The sequence below is a fragment of the Propioniciclava sinopodophylli genome (genome assembly GCF_004324755.1).
GTDB lineage: Bacteria > Actinomycetota > Actinomycetes > Propionibacteriales > Propionibacteriaceae > Propioniciclava > Propioniciclava sinopodophylli.
The window spans coordinates 85,540-104,050 of the sequence record NZ_SDMQ01000002.1 but is presented as its reverse complement, the minus strand read 5'-3'; the positions used below and the strand labels follow the sequence as shown (position 1 = coordinate 104,050).

General features: G+C 70.7%; 18 protein-coding genes. 10 read left to right on the top strand and 8 right to left on the bottom strand.

Going from position 1 to position 18,511, the window contains the following annotated elements:
* The first annotated feature begins 5 nt into the window (after positions 1–5).
* The 8 genes from rapZ (at position 6) to ET989_RS02670 (ending at position 6,782) form a co-directional block, all read left to right on the top strand.
* Entirely contained in the window at positions 6–869 is an 864-nt protein-coding gene (gene rapZ / locus ET989_RS02705) for an RNase adapter RapZ (RefSeq protein WP_131167028.1), read from the top strand.
* Positions 866–1,822, top strand: a complete 957-nt coding sequence (locus ET989_RS02700) for a gluconeogenesis factor YvcK family protein (RefSeq protein WP_131167027.1) — start codon at positions 866–868, stop codon at positions 1,820–1,822. Before rapZ ends, ET989_RS02700 begins: the two co-directional genes overlap by 4 nt.
* Positions 1,823–1,832: 10 nt before the next feature.
* Entirely contained in the window at positions 1,833–2,816 is a 984-nt protein-coding gene (gene whiA, locus ET989_RS02695; RefSeq protein ID WP_131167026.1) for a DNA-binding protein WhiA, read from the top strand.
* A 167-nt stretch (positions 2,817–2,983) separates the two neighbouring features.
* Complete coding sequence (gene gap / locus ET989_RS02690) at positions 2,984–3,988, top strand: type I glyceraldehyde-3-phosphate dehydrogenase (RefSeq protein ID WP_131167025.1); 1,005 nt, start codon at positions 2,984–2,986, stop codon at positions 3,986–3,988.
* 39 nt (positions 3,989–4,027) lie between these two features.
* Positions 4,028–5,230 carry a phosphoglycerate kinase gene (locus tag ET989_RS02685; protein ID WP_131167024.1) on the top strand — a complete coding sequence of 401 codons (1,203 nt, stop codon included), beginning with the start codon at positions 4,028–4,030 and terminating at the stop codon, positions 5,228–5,230.
* A gap of 27 nt (positions 5,231–5,257) precedes the next feature.
* Positions 5,258–6,019 (top strand): triose-phosphate isomerase, encoded by a 762-nt coding sequence (gene tpiA, locus ET989_RS02680; protein WP_241656196.1) that lies wholly within the window; start codon positions 5,258–5,260, stop codon positions 6,017–6,019.
* A gap of 94 nt (positions 6,020–6,113) precedes the next feature.
* Positions 6,114–6,377, top strand: coding sequence for a preprotein translocase subunit SecG (secG, locus tag ET989_RS02675; RefSeq protein WP_131167250.1), 264 nt, complete (start codon positions 6,114–6,116; stop codon positions 6,375–6,377).
* 48 nt (positions 6,378–6,425) lie between these two features.
* On the top strand, positions 6,426–6,782 hold the full coding sequence (locus ET989_RS02670) for an RNA polymerase-binding protein RbpA (protein ID WP_131167022.1): 357 nt from the start codon (positions 6,426–6,428) through the stop codon (positions 6,780–6,782).
* Between the two features lie 17 nt (positions 6,783–6,799).
* Here ET989_RS02670 and pgl read toward each other — a convergent pair whose 3' ends face one another.
* Genes pgl through tal form a run of 4 tightly spaced genes read right to left on the bottom strand, consistent with a single transcriptional unit; the run spans position 6,800 to position 11,140 of the window.
* Complete coding sequence (pgl, locus tag ET989_RS02665) at positions 6,800–7,528, bottom strand: 6-phosphogluconolactonase (protein WP_131167021.1); 729 nt, start codon at positions 7,526–7,528, stop codon at positions 6,800–6,802.
* Position 7,529: 1 nt separating this feature from the next.
* A complete protein-coding gene (locus ET989_RS02660; protein WP_131167020.1) occupies positions 7,530–8,441 on the bottom strand; it encodes a glucose-6-phosphate dehydrogenase assembly protein OpcA in 912 nt (303 codons plus the stop codon).
* Between the two features lie 16 nt (positions 8,442–8,457).
* A complete protein-coding gene (zwf, locus tag ET989_RS02655; protein ID WP_131167019.1) occupies positions 8,458–9,996 on the bottom strand; it encodes a glucose-6-phosphate dehydrogenase in 1,539 nt (512 codons plus the stop codon).
* Positions 9,997–10,033: 37 nt separating this feature from the next.
* A complete protein-coding gene (gene tal, locus ET989_RS02650; protein ID WP_131167018.1) occupies positions 10,034–11,140 on the bottom strand; it encodes a transaldolase in 1,107 nt (368 codons plus the stop codon).
* Positions 11,141–11,462: 322 nt separating this feature from the next.
* Between tal and ET989_RS02645 the strand changes: the two genes are divergently transcribed.
* A complete protein-coding gene (locus ET989_RS02645) occupies positions 11,463–12,395 on the top strand; it encodes a heme o synthase (protein WP_131167017.1) in 933 nt (310 codons plus the stop codon).
* Positions 12,396–12,401: 6 nt separating this feature from the next.
* Here the strand turns inward: ET989_RS02645 and ET989_RS02640 are convergent, their stop codons facing one another.
* On the bottom strand, positions 12,402–13,868 hold the full coding sequence (locus tag ET989_RS02640; protein ID WP_165489995.1) for a TlpA family protein disulfide reductase: 1,467 nt from the start codon (positions 13,866–13,868) through the stop codon (positions 12,402–12,404).
* A 160-nt stretch (positions 13,869–14,028) separates the two neighbouring features.
* Here ET989_RS02640 and ET989_RS02635 point away from each other — a divergent pair, with 160 nt between their 5' ends.
* Positions 14,029–16,137 (top strand): PhoX family protein, encoded by a 2,109-nt coding sequence (locus ET989_RS02635; RefSeq protein WP_131167015.1) that lies wholly within the window; start codon positions 14,029–14,031, stop codon positions 16,135–16,137.
* Here the strand turns inward: ET989_RS02635 and ET989_RS02630 are convergent.
* From ET989_RS02630 to ET989_RS02620, 3 genes are read right to left on the bottom strand one after another with little or no spacing between them, the layout of a single operon-like run.
* Positions 16,110–17,045, bottom strand: coding sequence for a COX15/CtaA family protein (locus ET989_RS02630; protein WP_131167014.1), 936 nt, complete (start codon positions 17,043–17,045; stop codon positions 16,110–16,112). The genes ET989_RS02635 and ET989_RS02630 overlap by 28 nt on opposite strands.
* Complete coding sequence (locus ET989_RS02625; RefSeq protein WP_131167013.1) at positions 17,033–17,797, bottom strand: ABC transporter permease; 765 nt, start codon at positions 17,795–17,797, stop codon at positions 17,033–17,035. The genes ET989_RS02630 and ET989_RS02625 overlap by 13 nt, the downstream gene beginning before the upstream one ends.
* Positions 17,794–18,501: an ABC transporter ATP-binding protein gene (locus ET989_RS02620; protein WP_131167012.1), complete on the bottom strand. Its 708-nt coding sequence runs from the start codon at positions 18,499–18,501 to the stop codon at positions 17,794–17,796. Before ET989_RS02620 ends, ET989_RS02625 begins: the two co-directional genes overlap by 4 nt.
* Positions 18,502–18,511: the final 10 nt, after the last annotated feature.

Below are 18,511 nucleotides of genomic sequence, written 5' to 3'. Positions count from 1 at the left end.
GCGGCATGAGCGTTCCCTCCACCCGCTTCGTCGCCATCACCGGAATGTCGGGCGCCGGACGCCGCACTGCGGCCCACGCCCTGGAGGACCTCGGCTGGTACGTCGTCGACAACCTGCCGCCCACCCTGCTGGACGAGCTCGTCCAGACCGTCACAGACTCCGGCTTCGACAAGGTCGCGGTCGTCCTCGACGTGCGTACCCGCTCTGAGTTCGACCAGATCCCGGCCGCCTTCGACGCCTTGAACGCCCACGGCGTGTGGCCGCAGATCCTGTTCCTGGAGGCGTCCGACCAGGTCATCGTGAAGCGCCAGGAGCACGTCCGGCGTCCGCACCCACTGCAGGGCGACGGACGGCTGCTGGACGGTATCCGCCGCGAGCGCCACCTGCTGGCCACCCTGCGCGGCGCTGCCGACCTGGTGATCGACACCTCCGACATCAACGTGCACCAGCTGGCCAACCGAGTTGCGTACGCCTTCAACACCTCGGACGACCGGGAGTTGCGCCTCACCGTCATGTCGTTCGGCTTCAAGAACGGCATCCCGATCGACGCCGACATGGTGCTCGACGTACGCTTCCTGCCGAACCCGCACTGGGTGCCGGAACTGCGCCCGCAGACCGGCCTGTCCAAGTCGGTGTCCTCGTACGTGCTCGGGCAGGACGCCGCCGGTCCCTGGCTCGACTCGGTCGAGGCGATGCTGCGCACGGTCATGCCCGGCTACGAGCGTGAGGGCAAGCGGTTGGCCACGGTCGCGGTGGGCTGCACGGGCGGCAAGCACCGTTCGACGGCGATGTCGGAGGAGCTGTCCCGACGCCTGCGGGAGGCGGGCTACGGCGTCCATGTGCTGCACAGGGACCTGGGGCTGGAATGACCCCGACGCTCGACCCGGGGTTGCCCGCCGTCGTCGCGATGGGGGGAGGGCACGGCCTGGCCGCGTCCCTGCGCGCGCTGCGGCGCGTCACCAGTGACCTCACCGCCGTCGTGACGGTCGCAGACGACGGGGGGTCGTCCGGACGCCTGCGCGCCCAGTTCGACATCCTGCCGCCCGGCGATCTGCGGATGGCCCTGGCCGCCCTCTGCGGCGACGACCGCGAGGGCCGCATGTGGGCCGACGTGCTGCAGTCCCGGTTCGGCGGCGAGGGCCCACTGGCCGGCCACGCCATCGGCAACCTGCTGATCGCCGGCATCTGGGAGCGCCTCGGTGACCCCGTCTCCGGGCTGGACATGGTGGCCAAGCTGTTGGGCGTCCAGGGCCGCGTGCTGCCGATGGCGGCTGTCCCGCTGGAGATCGAGGCGGACGTGATCGGCGTCGACCCGGAGCGCCCCGACGAGGTCACCCACATCCGCGGGCAAGCGCGGGTGGCGAAGTGCCCGGGCGTCGTCCGCGAGGTGCGGCTGCTGCCCTCGGCCCCGCCCGCCTGCCCGGAGACGGTCGAGGCCATCCACGCCGCCGACTTCGTGGTGCTCGGGCCCGGCTCGTGGTTCACGTCCGTGCTGGTGCACCTGCTGGTCCCCGAACTGGGCGAGGCCATCGTCACCACGAACGCCCGCCGCATCCTCACCCTGAACCTCGTGGCGGCCGACGAGACGGCCGGCTTCACGGCGTCCACCCACCTGGAGGCCTTGGCCGACCACGCGCCCCGGCTGCGCCTGGACACCATCGTCTGCGACCCCACCTACGCCCGAGGCGACAAGCACCTGGCCACCTACGCCGCCTCGCTCGGGGCCGAGCTGGTGGTCACGCCCGTCCGGGCCACCGACGGCAGGCCCCGGCACGACGTCAACCGTCTCGCCGGCGTCTATGCCGATTTGATGGGACGTTAGGCTGGCCCGCATGGCACTGACCGCAGACGTGAAGGCAGAGCTGGCAGCCGTGCCGGTGACGAAGCCCGCCGTGCGCAAGGCCGAGGTGGCCGCCCTGCTCCGCTTCGCGGGCAGCCTTCACCTGGCCGGGGGCAAGATCATCGTGGAGGTCGACCTCGACACCGGCGCCGCCGCGCGCCGGCTCCGCACCGCCATCGCCGACCTGTTCGGCTTCTCCTGCGAATTCGTCGTGGTCACTCCGTCCGGGCTGCGCCGCGGGACGCGCTACGTCGTCCGCCTCATCAAGGACGGAGATTCGCTCGCCCGCCAGACCGGCCTCATCGACTCCCGCGGACGCCCCGTGCGCGGCCTGCCCGCCGCCGTCGTCTCTGGTGGCCTCGACGTGGCCACGGCCGTGTGGCGCGGCGCGTTCCTGGCCCACGGGTCGCTGACGGAGCCGGGCCGCTCCATGTCCATGGAGGTCACCTGCCCCGGGTCGGAGGCCGCCCTCGCGCTGGTGGGCGCCGCCCGCCGCCTCGGCGTCCAGGCCAAGGCCCGCGAGGTGCGCGGCGTCGACCGCGTCGTCATCCGCGACGGTGACGCCATCTCCGCGATGCTGACCCGCCTCGGTGCGCACGAGACCCTGCTCGCCTGGGAGGACCGGCGGATGCGCCGCGAGATCAAGGCGTCCGCGAACCGCCTGGCCAACTTCGACGACGCGAACCTGCGCCGCTCCGCCCAGGCCGCCGTCGCGGCCGGCGCCCGCGTCGAGCGCGCTCTGGAGATCCTCGGCGACGAGGTGCCCCAACATCTGCGCGCCGCCGGCCTGCTGCGCCTGGAGCACAAGCAGGCCAGCCTCGAGGAGCTCGGCCAGCTGCACCAGCCGCCGCTCACCAAGGACGCCGTGGCCGGCCGCATCCGCCGCCTGCTGGCGACCGCCGACAAGAGGGCCCAAGAGCTCGACATCCCGGGAACGGAGGCGTCGCTGACGCCGGAGATGCTCGACAGCGACTGAGCCGACGCGACGGGGTCCGTCGATACTACGGCATGTCGTGCTCAGGTGGAAGCGATCGGCGAAACGTTCTTTCCGAGTCGGTCAACCGACGGTTTTTCGGTAGGGTGGACTCGTCCAGTTCTCGTCCCCACGAGCGGGCGAGATTCCTTTCGAAGGAGACCCAGTACATGACTGTCAAGGTTGGCATCAACGGCTTCGGCCGGATTGGTCGCAACTACTACCGCGCGCTGGTCGAGTCCGGCGCCGACGTCGAGGTCGTGGCGATCAACGACCTCACCGACAACAAGACCCTCGCCCACCTGCTGAAGTACGACTCGATCCTGGGCCGTTTCGAGGGTGAGGTCACCTATGACGACGACTCCATCACCGCCAACGGCAAGGACATCAAGGCGTTCGCCGAGAAGGACCCGGCCAACCTGCCCTGGGGCGAGCTCGGCGTCGACATCGTCATCGAGTCGACCGGCTTCTTCACCGACGCCACCAAGGCCAAGGCGCACATCGACGCCGGCGCCAAGAAGGTCCTGATCTCCGCCCCGGCGAAGAACGAGGACATCACCATCGTCATGGGCGTCAATGACGGCCTGTACGACGGCTCGCAGACGATCATCTCCAACGCGTCCTGCACGACGAACTGCCTCGCCCCGATGGCCAAGGCGCTCAACGACAGCCTCGGCATCGTCAAGGGACTCATGACCACGATCCACGCCTACACGCAGGACCAGAACCTGCAGGATGGCCCGCACAAGGACCTGCGTCGCGCCCGCGCCGCGGCCCTCAACATGGTCCCGACCACGACCGGCGCCGCCAAGGCCGTCGCGCTCGTGCTGCCCGAGCTCAAGGGCAAGCTGGACGGCTACGCCATGCGCGTCCCGACCCCGACCGGTTCCGCCACCGACCTCACCTTCGAGGCCGCCCGCGAGACCACCGTCGAGGAGGTCAACGAGATCATCAAGAAGGCCGCCGCCGAGGGCCCGCTCAAGGGCGTTCTGGTCTACACCGAGGATCCGATCGTGTCCAAGGACATCGAGACCGATCCGGCCGCCTCGATCTTCGACGCCGGCCTGACCAAGGTCATCGGCAACCAGGTCAAGGTTGTCTCCTGGTACGACAACGAGTGGGGCTACTCGAACCAGCTGGTCAAGCTGACCGAGCTCGTCGCCTCCAAGCTCTGATCGTCCTCAACCCAACCGCATCCTGAAAGGCGAACCCAGGTGAAGTCCATCAACGATCTCGGGGATCTCAAGGGCAAGCGCGTCCTGATCCGCTGCGATTTCAATGTCCCGCTGGACGGCGAGACCATCACCGACGACGGCCGGATCAAGGCGGCCCTCCCGACGCTCAAGCAGCTCACGGAGGCCGGCGCGAAGGTCGTCGTGATGGCTCACCTGGGTCGCCCCAAGGGTGAGGTCAACCCGAAGTACTCGCTCGCCCCGGCCGCCAAGCGGCTGGGGGAGCTCATCGACGCCAAGGTCACCCTCGCCGGTGACGTCGTCGGCGAGTCCGCCAAGGGGGCCGTCGCCGGCATGGCCGAAGGCGACATCGTCATGCTCGAGAACGTCCGCTACGAGCCCGCCGAGGAGTCCAAGGTGGACGCCGAGCGCGAGGCCCTCGCGGCCAAGTACGCCGAGTTCGGCGACGTGTTCGTCTCCGACGGCTTCGGCGTCGTGCACCGCAAGCAGGCCTCGGTCTACGACGTCGCCAAGCTGCTGCCGAACGCGGCCGGCCACCTCGTCGCCAAGGAGGTCGAGGTGCTGAAGAAGCTCACCGAGACCCCCCAGCGCCCCTACGTCGTCGTCCTCGGCGGCGCCAAGGTCGCCGACAAGCTGTCGGTCATCGACAACCTGCTCAAGGTCGCCGACACCCTGATCATCGGTGGCGGGATGGGCTACACCTTCCTGAAGGCCAAGGGCTACGAGGTCGGCACCTCGCTGCTGGACGCCGAGAAGATCGACACCGTCACCGGCTACATGAAGGATGCCGAGGCTGCAGGCAAGGGGCTCCTCATCCCGTCCGATGCCGTCGTGTCGCCGAGCTTCCCGTCCGGGGACGGCCCCTTCGAGAAGACCACCGTGGCGTCCGACTCGATGCCGGCCGATCAGATGGGCCTCGACATCGGCCCCGAGACCGCCAAGGCGTACGCCGACGCAATCATGGGCGCGAAGACCGTCTTCTGGAACGGCCCGATGGGCGTGTTCGAGGTCGATGACTTCGCCGCCGGCACCAAGGCCGTCGCCCAGGCGCTGGCCGACACCGACGCGTTCACCGTCGTCGGTGGCGGTGACTCCGCCGCGGCCGTCCGCCAGCTCGGCTTCCCCGATGACGCGTTCGGCCACATCTCGACCGGCGGCGGCGCGTCGCTGGAGTACCTGGAGGGCAAGACGCTCCCGGGCCTCGACGTCCTCGAAGGGAACTGATCAACGGTGTCGAATCGCACCCCGCTCATGGCGGGCAACTGGAAGATGAACCTCAACCACGTCGAGGCGGCTGGCGTCGTCCAGAAGCTGGCGTGGTCCTTGAAGGACGCGAAGTACGACCCCGAGCAGGCCCAGGCCGCGGTCATCGTGCCGTTCACCGACCTGCGCACCGTCCAGACGCTGGTGGAGGGCGACAAGCTGCCGCTCACCTACGGCGCGCAGGACGTCTCGGTGCACGCGTCGGGCGCCTACACCGGTGAGATCTCGGCCGAGATGCTGGCCAAGCTCAACTGTTCGTACGTGGTCGTCGGCCACTCCGAGCGTCGCGACTACCACGCGGAGAGCGACGAGCTGATCAACGAGAAGGCGAAGGTCGTCCTCGCGGCGGGGATGACGCCGATCATCTGCGTGGGGGAGAAGCTCGACGTCCGCAAGGCCGGCGAGCAGGTCCCGTTCGTGCTCGCCCAGGTCGACAAGGTCCTTGCGGACCTGTCGGGTGAGCAGGTCGGCTCCCTCGTCATCGCCTACGAGCCCGTCTGGGCCATCGGCACCGGCGAGGTCGCGACCCCCGACGACGCGCAGGAGGTCTGTGGAGCGATCCGTGCCCGCGTGGCCGAGCTCGTTGGCCAGGAGGCCGCGGACGCCGTCCGCATCCAGTACGGCGGATCGGTGAAGTCCGGCAACATCGTCGACATCATGGCCCAGACCGACGTCGACGGCGCTCTGGTCGGCGGGGCGAGCCTCGACCCGGAGGAGTTCGCCAAGATCGTCCTCTTCTATCAGAACTGAGACACCTCTCAGCACGAGCCAAGGGGCCGGTGACCACATGGTCATCGGCCCCTTGTGCGTGGGTTAGAATCGTGCGGTGACCATCGCTCCCCTCATGACCTGGCCGATCTTGACTGTCTCGATCCTCCTCGTCGTGACCTCCCTGGCCCTGGCCATGTTCGTGCTGCTCCACAAGAACCGGGGCGGCGGCATGTCCGACCTCTTCGGTGGCGGCATGTCCACCACCATGGGGGGCTCCTCGGTCGCCGAGCGGAACCTGGACCGGTTGACGATCGTCATCGGCCTGGTCTGGCTGGCGAGCATCCTTTTGTTGCTCGCCCTCTACCGCTGGTTCCCCGACGTGGGCGTCCTCGGCTGAGGCCGGCGGCAACCCTCTACTCAGCAACGAGCCAAGGAGTTCTCAACAGTGGTCGGTGGTAGCGCCATCCGTGGCAGCCGCGTCGGTGCGGGTCCCATGGGCGAGGCCGAGCGCGGCGATTCCGCGCCTCGCCTGTACGTGTCCTTCTACTGCAGCAACGGGCACGAGACGCGCCCCGCCTTCGCTGCGGACGCCGTGCTCCCCGAGGAGTGGGACTGCCCCCGCTGCGGGTTGCCGGCCAACCTGGACTCGGAGAACCCACCGCCCCCGCCGAAGATCACCCCGTACAAGACGCACCTCGCCTACGTGAAGGAGCGCCGTACGGACGCCGAGGCCGAGGCCATCCTGGCCGAGGCGCTGGCCGGCCTGCGCGCCCGTCGCGCCGCCGGCGAGGTCATCTACTGACCCGGGAGCCGCCAGGCTCAGAAGGTGCACTCGTGGTGGGGAAGGCCGGCCCCAGCCGCCCGATCCACGATCCACAGCGTGCGCTCGCGCCCGCGGACGACCCCGCCCGGCAGGGTCGGGTCGCCGGCGTAGGCGCGCGCCACGGCGTCCGCCTTCTCCGCCCCGCTGAGCAGGAACCACACCTCGCGGCTGCGGCTGAGCGTCGGCACCGTGAGGCTGATGCGTGAGCTGGGCGGCTTGGGGGAGTCGTTCACCCCGATGACCGTGTGCGTCGTTTCCTCGAACGAGGGATGGTTCGGGAAGATGGACGCCACGTGCCCGTCCTCGCCCATGCCGAGCAGGCAGATGTCGAACACCGTGTCGCCCAGCTCCTTGGCGTAGGTGAGCGCCGAGGCTTCGTTGTCGGTGACCCCGTCCGCGGCCGACATGGCGTGCGTGTGCGCCGGGGTGACCTGCAGCGTCCGGGCGAGGATCGCCAAGGTGTGGCCGGCGTTGCGGTCCGGGTCCTCGGTCGGGACGAAGCGCTCGTCGCCCCACCACAGCTCGATGCGGGACGTGTCCAGCCCGGAGCCCTCGACGAGGTCGGCGAATGCCGAGTAGATGCGGTTGGCGATGCGGCCGCCAGTGAGGCACAGGTGCACCGAGCGGTCGGTGGTGGCTTGCAACTCGACGAGGCGCGCCATCAGCCGTTCGGCGACGCCGTCGGTGAGGTCGGTGCCGGTGGCCCAGCGTTGGATCTCGTCCATGTCAGCCCTCGTTCCCGTTGACGGTCGAGGGGAGGCACGCCATCGACTCCAGGAAGACCTTGTCGGTGTCGAGACGGCGCAGCTCCTCGCTGAGCAGGGCGCTGACCTCGCGGCGGCGCAGCGCGACGGAGCGGGGCGGCGTCCGGGGCGCGGTGAACGTGGCCATCTTGCCGTCGGGGCGCTTGAGGGTGATGTCGCCGTCCTCGGTGGAGAGGGTCACGCCGGTCACGCCGGGGCCGCCGTCCGCCTCGAAGTCGACCGGGACGCCCAGCCGCGAACGCAGCCAGGCGGCCAGCAGGAGCCCGCCCGCGTTGTTGTTCGCGGCCGTCACGCGGCCGCTCACCACGGGGCTCTGGTGGTTGTCGAGCGCGGAGGCCAGCAGGGCGCGCCACGGGGTGAGGCGCGTCCAGGTGAGGTCGGTGTCGCCGGGGGCGACGGTGCCCGCCCGGGCCACCAGCGTGGCCAGCGGATCGTCGGTGCCCATGGCGTCCGTGATCCGGCGGCCGGCCAGCTTTCCGATGCGGTCGGCCGACGCGTCCTCCGGCGCCCGGCCCGGCCACCACGCGATGACGGGGGAGTCGGGCAGCAGCAGCGGCAGCATCGCCGAGGTCTTGTGGTGCATCAGCTCGCCGTGGAACTTGAGGGCGATGACCTCGCCGGGGATCTCGTCGCCGATGTGCAGTTCGGCGTCCAGCCTCTCGGTGCGCGTGGAGCCGTCCGTGGCGATGATGATGCGGGAGGGGTGCTCCCGCCCGGCCGCGAGGCAGGCGTCGAAGGCGTCGTCGTAATCGTCCGCGGTCGGGATGGCCAGCAGGGTGAACACCATCCCGGACGCCGCGCCGACGCTCTGCCGCGCCTTGGTGATGGCGTTCTGGATCTGGGCGGACGTCGTGTCCTTCAGGGTCGTGATCATCGTTCTCCTCCTGGTTTCACGGACGCCGCCACACGAAGCCGTCGCGCTCCAGCATCGCGGCGGCGGACGGGGGGCCCCACGTGCCCGCCACGTACGCCTCGGGCTGGTGCTGCTTGTCGGCCCAGTAGTCGAGGATCGGGTCGAGGATCATCCAGGACAGCTCGACCTCACGGTGCTGCGGGAACAGCGGCGGGTCGCCCAGCAGGACGTCGAGGATCAGCCGCTCGTACGCCTCGGGGCTCGTCTCGGCGAAGCTGGTGCCGTAGTCGAAGTCCATCGTCACGTCGCGGATCTCCATCGGGGTGGCCGGCACCTTCGCGCCGAACCGCAGCGTGATGCCCTCGTTGGGCTGGATGCGCAGCACCAGCGCGTTCGCGCCCAGCTGCTCGGTGTCGGACATCTGGAAAGGCAGGTGCGGGGCCGGGCGCATCATGAGCGCGATCTCGGTGACGCGGCGCGGCATCCGCTTGGCGGCGCGGAGGTAGAAGGGGACGCCCGCCCAACGGCGGTTGTCGATGTCGACGCGGAAGGCGGCATACGTCTCGGTCTGGGAGTCGGGGGCGATGCCGTCCTCCTCCAGGTAGCCCCTCACCTTCTGGGCGCCGGCCCACCCGGCCGTGTACTGGCCGCGGGCGGTGTGGTGCTTCAGGCTGCGCGGGGCACGGGCGGCGGCGAGGACCTTCTCCTTCTCGGCGCGCAGCTTGCCGGCCTCGAACGAGGCGGGTTCCTCCATGGCGACGAGGGCCAGGAGTTGGAGCAGGTGGTTCTGGATGACGTCGCGGGCGGCCCCGATGCCGTCGTAGTAGCCGGCGCGGCCGCCGATGCCGATGTCCTCGGCCATCGTGATCTGGACGTGGCTGACGTAGTTGCGGTTCCACATCGGCTCGAACAGCTGGTTGGCGAACCGGAGCGCCAGCATGTTCTGGACGGTCTCCTTGCCGAGGTAGTGGTCGATGCGGAACACCGAGTCGGTGTTGAAGACGCTGGAGACCTTGCGCTCGAGCTCCTGGGCGCTGGCGAGGTCGTGGCCAAAGGGCTTCTCGATGACGACGCGGTTCCAGGGGCTCTTCTTGGTCTTGTCGACCAGGCCGTGCTTGTCGAGCTGCTCGATCACCTGGTCGAAACCCACTGGCGGGATCGACAGGTAGAAGGCGTGGTTGCCCTCGGTGCCCTGGCTCTCGTCCAGCTCGGCGATCGTGCGCTTGAGGTTCTCGAAGCCCTCGTCGTCGTTGAAGGCGCCGCTGACGAAGCGGATGCCCTCGGCGAGCTGGCGCCACACCTCGGGGCGGAAGGTCGTGCGGGCGTTCGCCTTGACCGACTCGAGGAAGTAGTCGGTGAACGCCTCGTCGTCCCAGTCGCGGCGACCGTACCCGACGAAGCTGAACCCGGGGGGCAGCAGGCCGCGGTTGGCGAGGTCGTAGACGGCGGGGAGAAGCTTCTTGCGCGCAAGATCGCCGGTCACCCCGAACATGACGAGGGCACACGGGCCTGCAACACGCGGCAACCGGCGATCCTGGGGATCGCGCAGGGGGTTGGTGTAGGGAGCACTCGTCACGGAGACACCCTAGCGCCCACCCTCCGGCGCATGAGGGTCAGTTGTCAGCGGAGGCGATGGCCTTCTCCACGGCCGTGACCAGCTCGCTGTCCCACGAGGCGATGAACTTCTGGACGCCCTCGTCCTCGAGCACCTTGAAGACGTCGGCCAGGTCGACGCCCACCGCGGCGATGTCGTCGAGCACCTTCCTGCCCTGGGCGCCGGTGCCCTCCATCGGGGTACCGATTTCGCCGTGGTCGGCGTAGGCCAGCAGGGTCTTCTCGGGCATGGTGTTGACGACGCCCTTGGCGACCAGCTCGGACACGTACAGGGTGTCGGAGTAGGACGGGTCCTTGGTGCCGGTGGACGCCCACAGCGGACGCTGCTTGTTGGCGCCCTTGGCCTCCAGCTTCGCGAAGCGCTCGGAGGAGAAGACCTCCTCGAACGCGGCAAGGGCCACCTGGCCGTTGGCGATGGCCGCCTTGCCCTTGAGCGCCTTGGCCTCGTCGGTGCCGATGGCGTCCAGGCGCTTGTCGATCTCGGTATCGACGCGGCTGATGAAGAAGGACGCGACCGAGTGGATCTTGGAGAGGTCCTTGCCGGCGGCGTCGGCCTGCTCGAGGCCGGCCAGGTAGGCGTCCATGACCGCGCGGTAGCGATCCTCGGAGAAGATCAGGGTCACGTTGACCGAGATGCCGCGGCCGAGCGTCTCGGTGATCGCTGGCAGGCCCTCGATCGTCGCGGGGATCTTGATGAGGACATTCTCGCGGTCGACCAGGTCGTACAGCTCCTGGGCCTCATCGATGGTGGCCTGGGTGTCGTAGGCCAGCCCGGGGGCGACCTCGATGGAGACGCGGCCGTCGTAACCGTTGCTGGCGTCGTAGATGCCCTTGAAGAGATCGCAGGCGTCTTGGACGTCCTTGGCCCACAGCTGCTTGATCGCGGTGGGGACGCCCGTCCCCTTCGGCAGGGCGAGGATGTCAGCGTGGTACTGGTCGCCACCGGTCAGGGCCGCGGCGAAGATCGTCGGGTTGGTCGTCACGCCGGTGACCGACTTGTCGTCGATGAGGCCCTGAAGGTTGCCGCTCTGCAGACGGCTGCGGGAGAGGTCGTCGAGCCAGATGGACACGCCAGCGTCGGCGAGCCCCTTCATACGAGAGTTCATAAAGTGCTCCTGAGTTCAGGGTCCGAGGCATCGCACGACGCCCCACGTCCCCCGACTCTACTTCGCCGGTTCGGCAGAGGGCGGGGCATTCGATGAATCGGCAACCCGCCTTGACACCCCTGCGCCGACAGCCCCGGTCCTGTCCGCCGAGAGCCCCGGTGGTGGGCGCCGAGAGCCCCGGTGGTGGGCGCCGAGAGCCCCGGTCCTGTCCGCCGAGAGCCCCGGTGGTGGGCGCCGAGAGCCCCGAGCATTTCGGATAGACTGGCCGAGGGTCGCGCCCCGTGCGCGCGGCCGGTTCCTCGATTCCGCCGGAGGTCACACCATGCACCCAGCCAGGACGGAGGCGCCTGCCCCCGCCCAGACCGGGGCCCTGGGCACCGTCAAGGCGTACGTCGGGCTGACCAAGCCGCGCATCATCGAGCTGCTGCTCGTGACGACGTTCCCCGCCATGTTCCTCGCCGCCGGCGGGTTCCCTCCGTTGGGGCTGGCGATCGTCACGTTCGTGGGCGGAACCCTGTCCGCGGCGTCCGCCAACGTCTTCAACTCCGTGCTGGACGCCGACATCGACGAGCAGATGCGACGCACGCGGCGGCGTCCGATGGTGCGCGAGCAGGTGTCGCAGCGCTCGGCGTACACGTTCGGCGTTGTCCTAGGCGTCATCTCGACGCTCATGCTCGGCTTCGGCGCCAACTGGCTGGCGGCCGCGCTGTCGGTGATGGCGATCCTCTACTACGTGTTCATCTACACCGTGTGGCTCAAGCGCCGCACGGCCCAGAACATCGTGTGGGGCGGCGTCGCCGGCTGCTTCCCGCCGCTCATCGGCTGGACGGCCGTGACCGGCTCGGTCGCGTGGCCGCCGATCATCCTCTTCCTCATCGTCTTCTTCTGGACGCCCCCGCACACGTGGGCGCTCGGCCTGCGCTACCGCGAGGACTACGCCTCGGTGGACGTGCCGATGCTCCCCGTCGTCAAGGACGCCCCGCACGTGGCGTGGCAGATCCTCGTCTACTCGGTCCTCACCGTGGTCACGTCGCTGGCGCTGTGGCCGGTCGCGGGCACCACGCTGATGTACCCGATCGTCGCTGGGATCGCCGGCGCGTGGCTGGTCTGGGAGTCGGTCGCGCTGCTCAACCGCGCCCGCGCCGGGATGCGCGACGCCGCGCTCAAGCCGATGCGGCTGTTCCACTGGTCGAACAGCTACCTCGCGATCGTGTTCATCGCGGCGGCGGTCGACCCGCTGTTGCCCTGGGGCTGACCGGACTCAGCCCGCCGCCTCGCCGAGCTGCTCGGCGATGTCGGCGACGAACTGCTCGATCTCCGCGACGCCGTGCACCGGCCCGCCCGCCAGCAGGCCGTCGGCACCGAGCAGGACCGCGACCGGGCTGCCGGACAGCTCCAGCGCCTTCTGCGCCAGTCCGGCGTGGTCGTAGGCGACAGCCCCGTCGGGGCGGATCTCCTCGGGCAGCGACTCCGGCTTCATCGAGCTGAGCAGGCGCACCTCGAGCTGGGGCAGGGTCTGCGCCCAGCGGTTCACGGACGCCGCGGCCTCCCGTGAGGTGCCGCACAGGCAGTTGATGCTCACCAGCAGGGCGGCGGTGTGCGCGGTGAGCTCGTGCAGCGTCTTCGGCTCGCCGTCGGCGTCGATCACCGCGGCGGTGGGGATGGGGGTGCGCTCGTAGGCGAACTCGTCGTCGTCGAGGTCCTCGACCGCGGGTTCGGGCTCCGGCTCGGCGACCGGTTCGGGCTCGGGGGCCGGTTCCGGCGTGGCCGGGGCCTGTGGCTGGGGTCCGGCCGAGGCGATCAGCGCGCGGACCCCGCCCTCACCGACGGCCGGGTCGGCCAGCAGCGTGCCGCTGCGGTCGACGAGCACGGCGGTGGGCGTCCACTCGACGAGGGTCTGGGAGACGTTGCCGTGGGGGTCGAGCAGGCCGTCGGTGCGCACGGAAGGCGCCCAGGTCTCGGGGTCGCCGGCGTACGTGTCGGCCAGGACGGGGCGGATGGCGACCTCGGGGTTCTCGGTGCGCAGGGTGTCGAGGTCCTCGAGCACCCGGACGCAGGAGCCGCAGCCGAGGCTGACGAACAGGAGCACGGTGCGCTCGTTGGGCAGGTCACCGGTGTGGACCGGCGTGCGCGTGGTGGCGTCCAGCAGGGTGAACCACGGCAGGCGCGAGCCCTTGGTCGGGCGCCCGGCGGCGGTGGGGGCGTCGGCGGGGCCGTGGCCGAGCACCAGCAGGGCCACGGCGCCGGTGAGGGCGGCCATGGCCAGCCAGCCGAGCGTCGGGCCCGTGGCCTCGACCAGGGTCGCGGGGACCGAGACGTGCAGCAGCGCAGCCACCGTCGCGAGGCTCGCCGTCGCGACCAGCACGGCGTTGCGCACCAACGTGCGCCGGGTGACCCCCTGCTCGCCGAGCTTGCCGAAGCAGTTGCAGGACACCTTCTCGGGGAAGCCGAGGGCCCGCGCGATCACGGCCAGGTAGCCGAAGAACAGCAGCAGCGTCGCGACCGTCGCCAGCAGCAGGACCCAGCCGACCCCGACCAGGAGCAGGACCCCGAGCGCGAGCTCACCCCACGGCAGCAGCGCCGGGGCGGGGGAGTCCGCGAGCCGGCGCGGGAGCCTCAGCGCGACGAAGGCGTCGCGCGTGGCCTGGGGCTCGCGCAGCTTGGCCACGCCGCTGACGAGCAGCACGGCGGCGCACAGCACGAGGGGGGTCACGAGAAAGGGGAGCACTCGACCATTGTGGCAGGCCCCCACCCGAAGGCCCGTTCGGCTACGGCCCACGCCGTGGACGCGCAACGTTCACCCGATGTTCAACCCCTTGTCGAGCCCCGGTGGGACGCCGTCGCTAGCGTCCGGGTCGTCCTCAGCACCATCGCGAAAGGTTCCCCCCATGGCTGACTCCCGCCGCCGGCTGCTCAACCTGCTGGCCCCAGCCCCCGTCCACGGCAACCGCAGCTCGCTCACGTGCCGCTTCAAGTGCGGTGACGCGTGCTTCCACGAGGTGCCCAACACCTCCGAGAACGAGTACCTCGGCGACATCATCGACTCGGTCATCTCGCGTCGTGGCCTGATGAAGGTGGGTGTCGTCGCCGCCGGCGCTGCCGCCGTGGCGGGCACGGGCGTCTCCGCCTTCGTGAACGCGCCGCGGGCCGCGGCCCTCGACACCCGCGGTGGCCTGCCCGGCCTCGGCTGGACGCCGATCGCCCCGTCGACCGCCGACGCCGTCGTGGTGCCGCAGGGCTTCGCCCAGGACATCGTGATCCGCTGGGGCGACCCGATCCTGGCCGGCGCACCGCAGTTCGACCCGTACGCGCAGACGGCGGCCAAGCAGGCCGGCCAGTTCGGCTACAACTGCGACTACCTGGGCTTCTTCCCGCTCGACAAGCGGCACGAGATCATGGTGGTGAACCACGAGTACACCGACGAGGTCATCATGTTCCCGGCCTACGACGCCGCGAACCCCACCCGCGAGCAGGTCGAGGTGGCGTGGGCCGCGCACGGCCTGTCGGTCGTCGTGGTGAAGAAGAACCAGGGCAACGGCAAGCTGACCCCCGTGGTGGGCCACCGCCTGAACCGTCGCTTCACCGCGACCTCCGACTTCGAGGTCACGGGCCCGGCCCGCGGCTCGCGCTACCTGAAGACCTCCGCCGACGCGACCGGCTACAAGGTGCGCGGCACCCTGAACAACTGCGCGGGCGGCAACACGCCGTGGGGCACGGTGCTCTCGGGCGAGGAGAACTTCAACCAGTACTTCGCCAACGGTGCCGCCGTCCAGGGTGGGCTCCCGCAGCAGGCCATCAGCCGCTACGGCATCCCGACTGGGGCGTCCGAGCGCAAGTGGGAGCGGTTCGACGACCGCTTCGACCTCTCGCGCGAGCCCAACGAGGTCCTGCGCCAGGGCTGGGTCGTCGAGATCGACCCGTTCGACCCGACCTCCACGCCGAAGAAGCGCTCCATGCTCGGCCGGACCAAGCACGAGGCCGGCACCTCGGTCATCGCCAAGGACGGCCGCGCGGTCGTCTACTCCGGTGACGACGAGCGCTTCGACTACCTCTACAAGTTCGTCTCCACCAAGAAGGTGCAGCCCGGTGGCGCCAAGGCGAACGCCGACCTGCTCGACACCGGCACGCTCTACGTCGCCCGCTTCACCGGCGACTCCCCGGCGGCGGAGATCGACGGCAAGGGCACGCTGCCCTCCGACGGGGCCTTTGACGGTACCGGCGAGTGGATCCCGCTGTGCACCGACACCGAGTCGTTCGTGGACGGCTTCACCGTGGAGGAGGTGCTCGTCTTCACCCGCCTCGCGGCCGACAAGGTGGGCGCCACCAAGATGGACCGTCCCGAGGACGTCGAGACCAACCCGGTCAACGGCAAGGTCTACATGGCGCTCACGAACAACACCCAGCGCGGCACGGCCGGCAAGGCGGGCGTCGACGAGGCCAACCCGCGCACGGCGAACAAGCACGGCCACGTCATGGAGATGTCCGAGGCGGGCCAGGACCCGGCCGCCACCACCTTCGGCTGGAACATCCTCCTGCTGTGCGGCGACCCCAACGACCCCAGCACCTACTTCGCGGGTGCCGACCGGTCCAAGGTCTCGCCGATCTCGTGCCCCGACAACGTCACGTTCGACGAGCACGGCAACCTGTGGATCTCCACCGACGGCAACCAGCTGGGCGCGCACGACGGCCTGTACGCCGTGCCGCTGGCCGGGGAGCACCGGGGCGAGGTGCGCCAGTTCCTCTCGGTACCGACCGGCGCCGAGACCTGTGGCCCGTGGGTCACGGAGGAGCGGGTGAACATCTGCGTGCAGCACCCGGGCGAGACGAACGGCTCGACGTTCGAGGACCCGTCCTCGCACTGGCCCGACGGTGGTGACTCGCTGCCGCGTCCGTCGGTGGTGACGATCTGGCAGCAGGGCAAGTCGGCGGCCAACCAGCGTGGGCCGAAGGCCCCCGCCGGCCCGCGCGGTCAGCGGATCCCGGACCCCAAGGCCTGATCCCGCTCCGACGGCCCGGTCGCCCGCGTGGCGGCCGGGCCGTCGGCGTACGCGGTGCTGTACCAGGCGTGGCCCAGGGCCACGACGAACAGCGTGGTGCCGATCATGTGGCCCAGGACGAGGACGATGGGCAGGTGGGTGAAGTACTGCACGTAGCCGACGACGCCCTGGAACAGCTCGGTGGCCAGCACGGCCAGCCAGATGGTGCGCAGGCGGGCGTCGCCCCAGGCCAACACGAGGGCCAGGACCGTGAGTGCCACGAGGGCCCACACCGCCCAGGCGTGGATCTTGGAGGTCCACTCGGGGTCGAAGCCGTTGCGGGTGGCGGCGCCGTCGCCGGCGTGCGGGCCCGAGCCGGTCACGACGACGCCGAGCGCGACCACGACCATGCCCAGCAGGAAGATGAGCCGGGTGAGGGCGTACAGGGTGCCGGAGGCGACGACCGGGGCGATGTCGTGGGCCAGGTGGACCATGCGCAGGCAGATCAGGATCAGGGCCACGGACGCCACCATGTGCAGGCCGACCACCCACGGGTCGAGCTGGGTGAGGACCGACACGCCGCCGATCACGGCCTGCGCGATGATGCCCAGGCCCACGCCGATCGACAGCTCGAACAGGCGCAGCGGGGCGGTGCCGCGGCGGAAGGCCCGCCAGGCGGCGATGGCGGTGGCCAGGGCGATGGCGGCCAGCACGAAGGTGAGGAGCCGGTTGCCGAACTCGATGGCGCCGTGCAGGCCCTGCTCGGGGGTCGGCACGTAGCTGCCGGGCTCGCACTGCGGCCAGGTCGGGCAGCCGAGGCCGGACTTGGTGAGGCGCACCAGCGCGCCGGTCCAGATGATCACCATGTTCGCCACGAGGTTGGCGATGGTGAGCCGGCGCAGCGTGCGGCTGGAGGTCAGGAGGTCCATCGGAAGGCCTTTCGCGCGACGAGCAGGGCGAGGGCCGCCCACGCGGCCAGGATGAGCAGGGGGAGGGGGTCCGCGGCGCCGACCGAGGCGAGCCGCAGCGTCTCGCCGAGGGCGCCGAACGGGGTGAGCCGCAGCGGCCACTGGGCCCAGTCGGGGTAGGCCGCGACCGGCAGGACCAGCGCGCCGCCCGCGGCGACGACGAGGTAGACCAAGTTGGCGACGGCCAGGGTCGCCTCGGCGCGCAGCCGCCCCGCGAGGGCGAGGGCGAACCCGGCGAACGCGACGAGCGCGAGCAGGGAGGCGACGACGGCGATGACCGCGCTGGGCAGGTGCAGGACGGGGCGCCAGCCGAGCGCGAACGCGACGGCGGCGATGATGAGGACCTGGAGGGCGGCGATGCCCGCGGTGGCGAGTGCCTTGCCGGCGATGAGGTCACCGCGGGTGAGGGGGGTGGCGACCAGGCGCTCGAGCACGCCGTAGCGCCGCTCGAAGGCGGTGTTGATCGCGAGCGAGGTGAACGACGTCGACCACAGCGCGAGCGCGAGCACCGACGCCGGCAGCAGGGCGGGGTCGAGGCCGACGCGCTCCCCGACGAGGACCCCGGCCACGAGCAGGCCGATCGGGATCACCAGCGCCAGCAGCAGCTGCTCGCCGTTGCGCAGCAGCAGTGACGCCTCGGTGCGGGCGTGGCCGACGATGCGCCGGGCCCTCGGCGCGGACGCCGGGGCGGGGGAGAGGTCGAGTGCGGTCATGCCTGCGCCCCCGTGTGCCGGAGGAAGACGTCCTCGAGGGACTCGGTGGCGGTCAGCTCGGCCACGGTGCCGTCGATCGCGATCCGGCCGGCGTCCATGATCCACACGTGGTCGGCCAGCTGGGCGGCCTCGTCCATCGCGTGGGTGGTGAGCAGGACGCCGACGCCCGCGTCGGCGAGCTGCCGGACCAGACCCCAGGTGCGCCGGCGGGCGTGGGGGTCCATCCCGGCGGTGGGCTCGTCGAGGAGGACGAACTCCGGCCGGCCGACCAGCGCGCCGGCGAGGTTGACCGCCTGCTGCTGGCCGCCGGACAGCCGCCGGTAGGGCGTCCTCGCGAACGAGGTGATGCCGAGGGCCTCGGCGAGGGCGTGCACGTCGTGCGGGCGGGCGTAGAGACCGGCCAGGTAGCGCAGCAGCTCCAGCGGCCGGATGCTCGACCACGCGCCGGTGGCCTGGGGCATCAGGCCGAGGCGGGCGAGGGCGTCCGGGTGGCCGGCCGGGCGGCCGAGCACCTGCGCGGTGCCGCCGTCGACCGGCACGAGGCCGGTCAGCACGCGGATCGTGGTGGTCTTGCCGGCACCGTTGGGGCCGAGCAGCGCCGTGATCGCGCCCGGGGCCGCGGTGAACGTCAGCCCGTCCAGCACGCGGCGCCCGCCGAGGGTGACCTCGACCCCGTCGAGGGCGAGTGCAGCGGCGGCGGGCATGGCGGCCACT

Bases quoted from the DNA above. Each gene is read 5' to 3' on its own strand.
- rapZ (WP_131167028.1), top strand. From the start codon at position 6: ATGAGCGTTCCCTCCACCCGCTTCGTCGCCATCACCGGAATGTCGGGC.
- ET989_RS02700 (WP_131167027.1), top strand. From the start codon at position 866: ATGACCCCGACGCTCGACCCGGGGTTGCCCGCCGTCGTCGCGATGGGG.
- whiA (WP_131167026.1), top strand. From the start codon at position 1,833: ATGGCACTGACCGCAGACGTGAAGGCAGAGCTGGCAGCCGTGCCGGTG.
- gap (WP_131167025.1), top strand. From the start codon at position 2,984: ATGACTGTCAAGGTTGGCATCAACGGCTTCGGCCGGATTGGTCGCAAC.
- tpiA (WP_241656196.1), top strand. From the start codon at position 5,258: ATGGCGGGCAACTGGAAGATGAACCTCAACCACGTCGAGGCGGCTGGC.
- secG (WP_131167250.1), top strand. From the start codon at position 6,114: ATGACCTGGCCGATCTTGACTGTCTCGATCCTCCTCGTCGTGACCTCC.
- pgl (WP_131167021.1), bottom strand. From the start codon at position 7,528: ATGGACGAGATCCAACGCTGGGCCACCGGCACCGACCTCACCGACGGC.
- ET989_RS02660 (WP_131167020.1), bottom strand. From the start codon at position 8,441: ATGATCACGACCCTGAAGGACACGACGTCCGCCCAGATCCAGAACGCC.
- tal (WP_131167018.1), bottom strand. From the start codon at position 11,140: ATGAACTCTCGTATGAAGGGGCTCGCCGACGCTGGCGTGTCCATCTGG.
- ET989_RS02645 (WP_131167017.1), top strand. From the start codon at position 11,463: ATGCACCCAGCCAGGACGGAGGCGCCTGCCCCCGCCCAGACCGGGGCC.
- ET989_RS02635 (WP_131167015.1), top strand. From the start codon at position 14,029: ATGGCTGACTCCCGCCGCCGGCTGCTCAACCTGCTGGCCCCAGCCCCC.
- ET989_RS02630 (WP_131167014.1), bottom strand. From the start codon at position 17,045: ATGGACCTCCTGACCTCCAGCCGCACGCTGCGCCGGCTCACCATCGCC.
- ET989_RS02625 (WP_131167013.1), bottom strand. From the start codon at position 17,797: ATGACCGCACTCGACCTCTCCCCCGCCCCGGCGTCCGCGCCGAGGGCC.
- ET989_RS02620 (WP_131167012.1), bottom strand. From the start codon at position 18,501: ATGCCCGCCGCCGCTGCACTCGCCCTCGACGGGGTCGAGGTCACCCTC.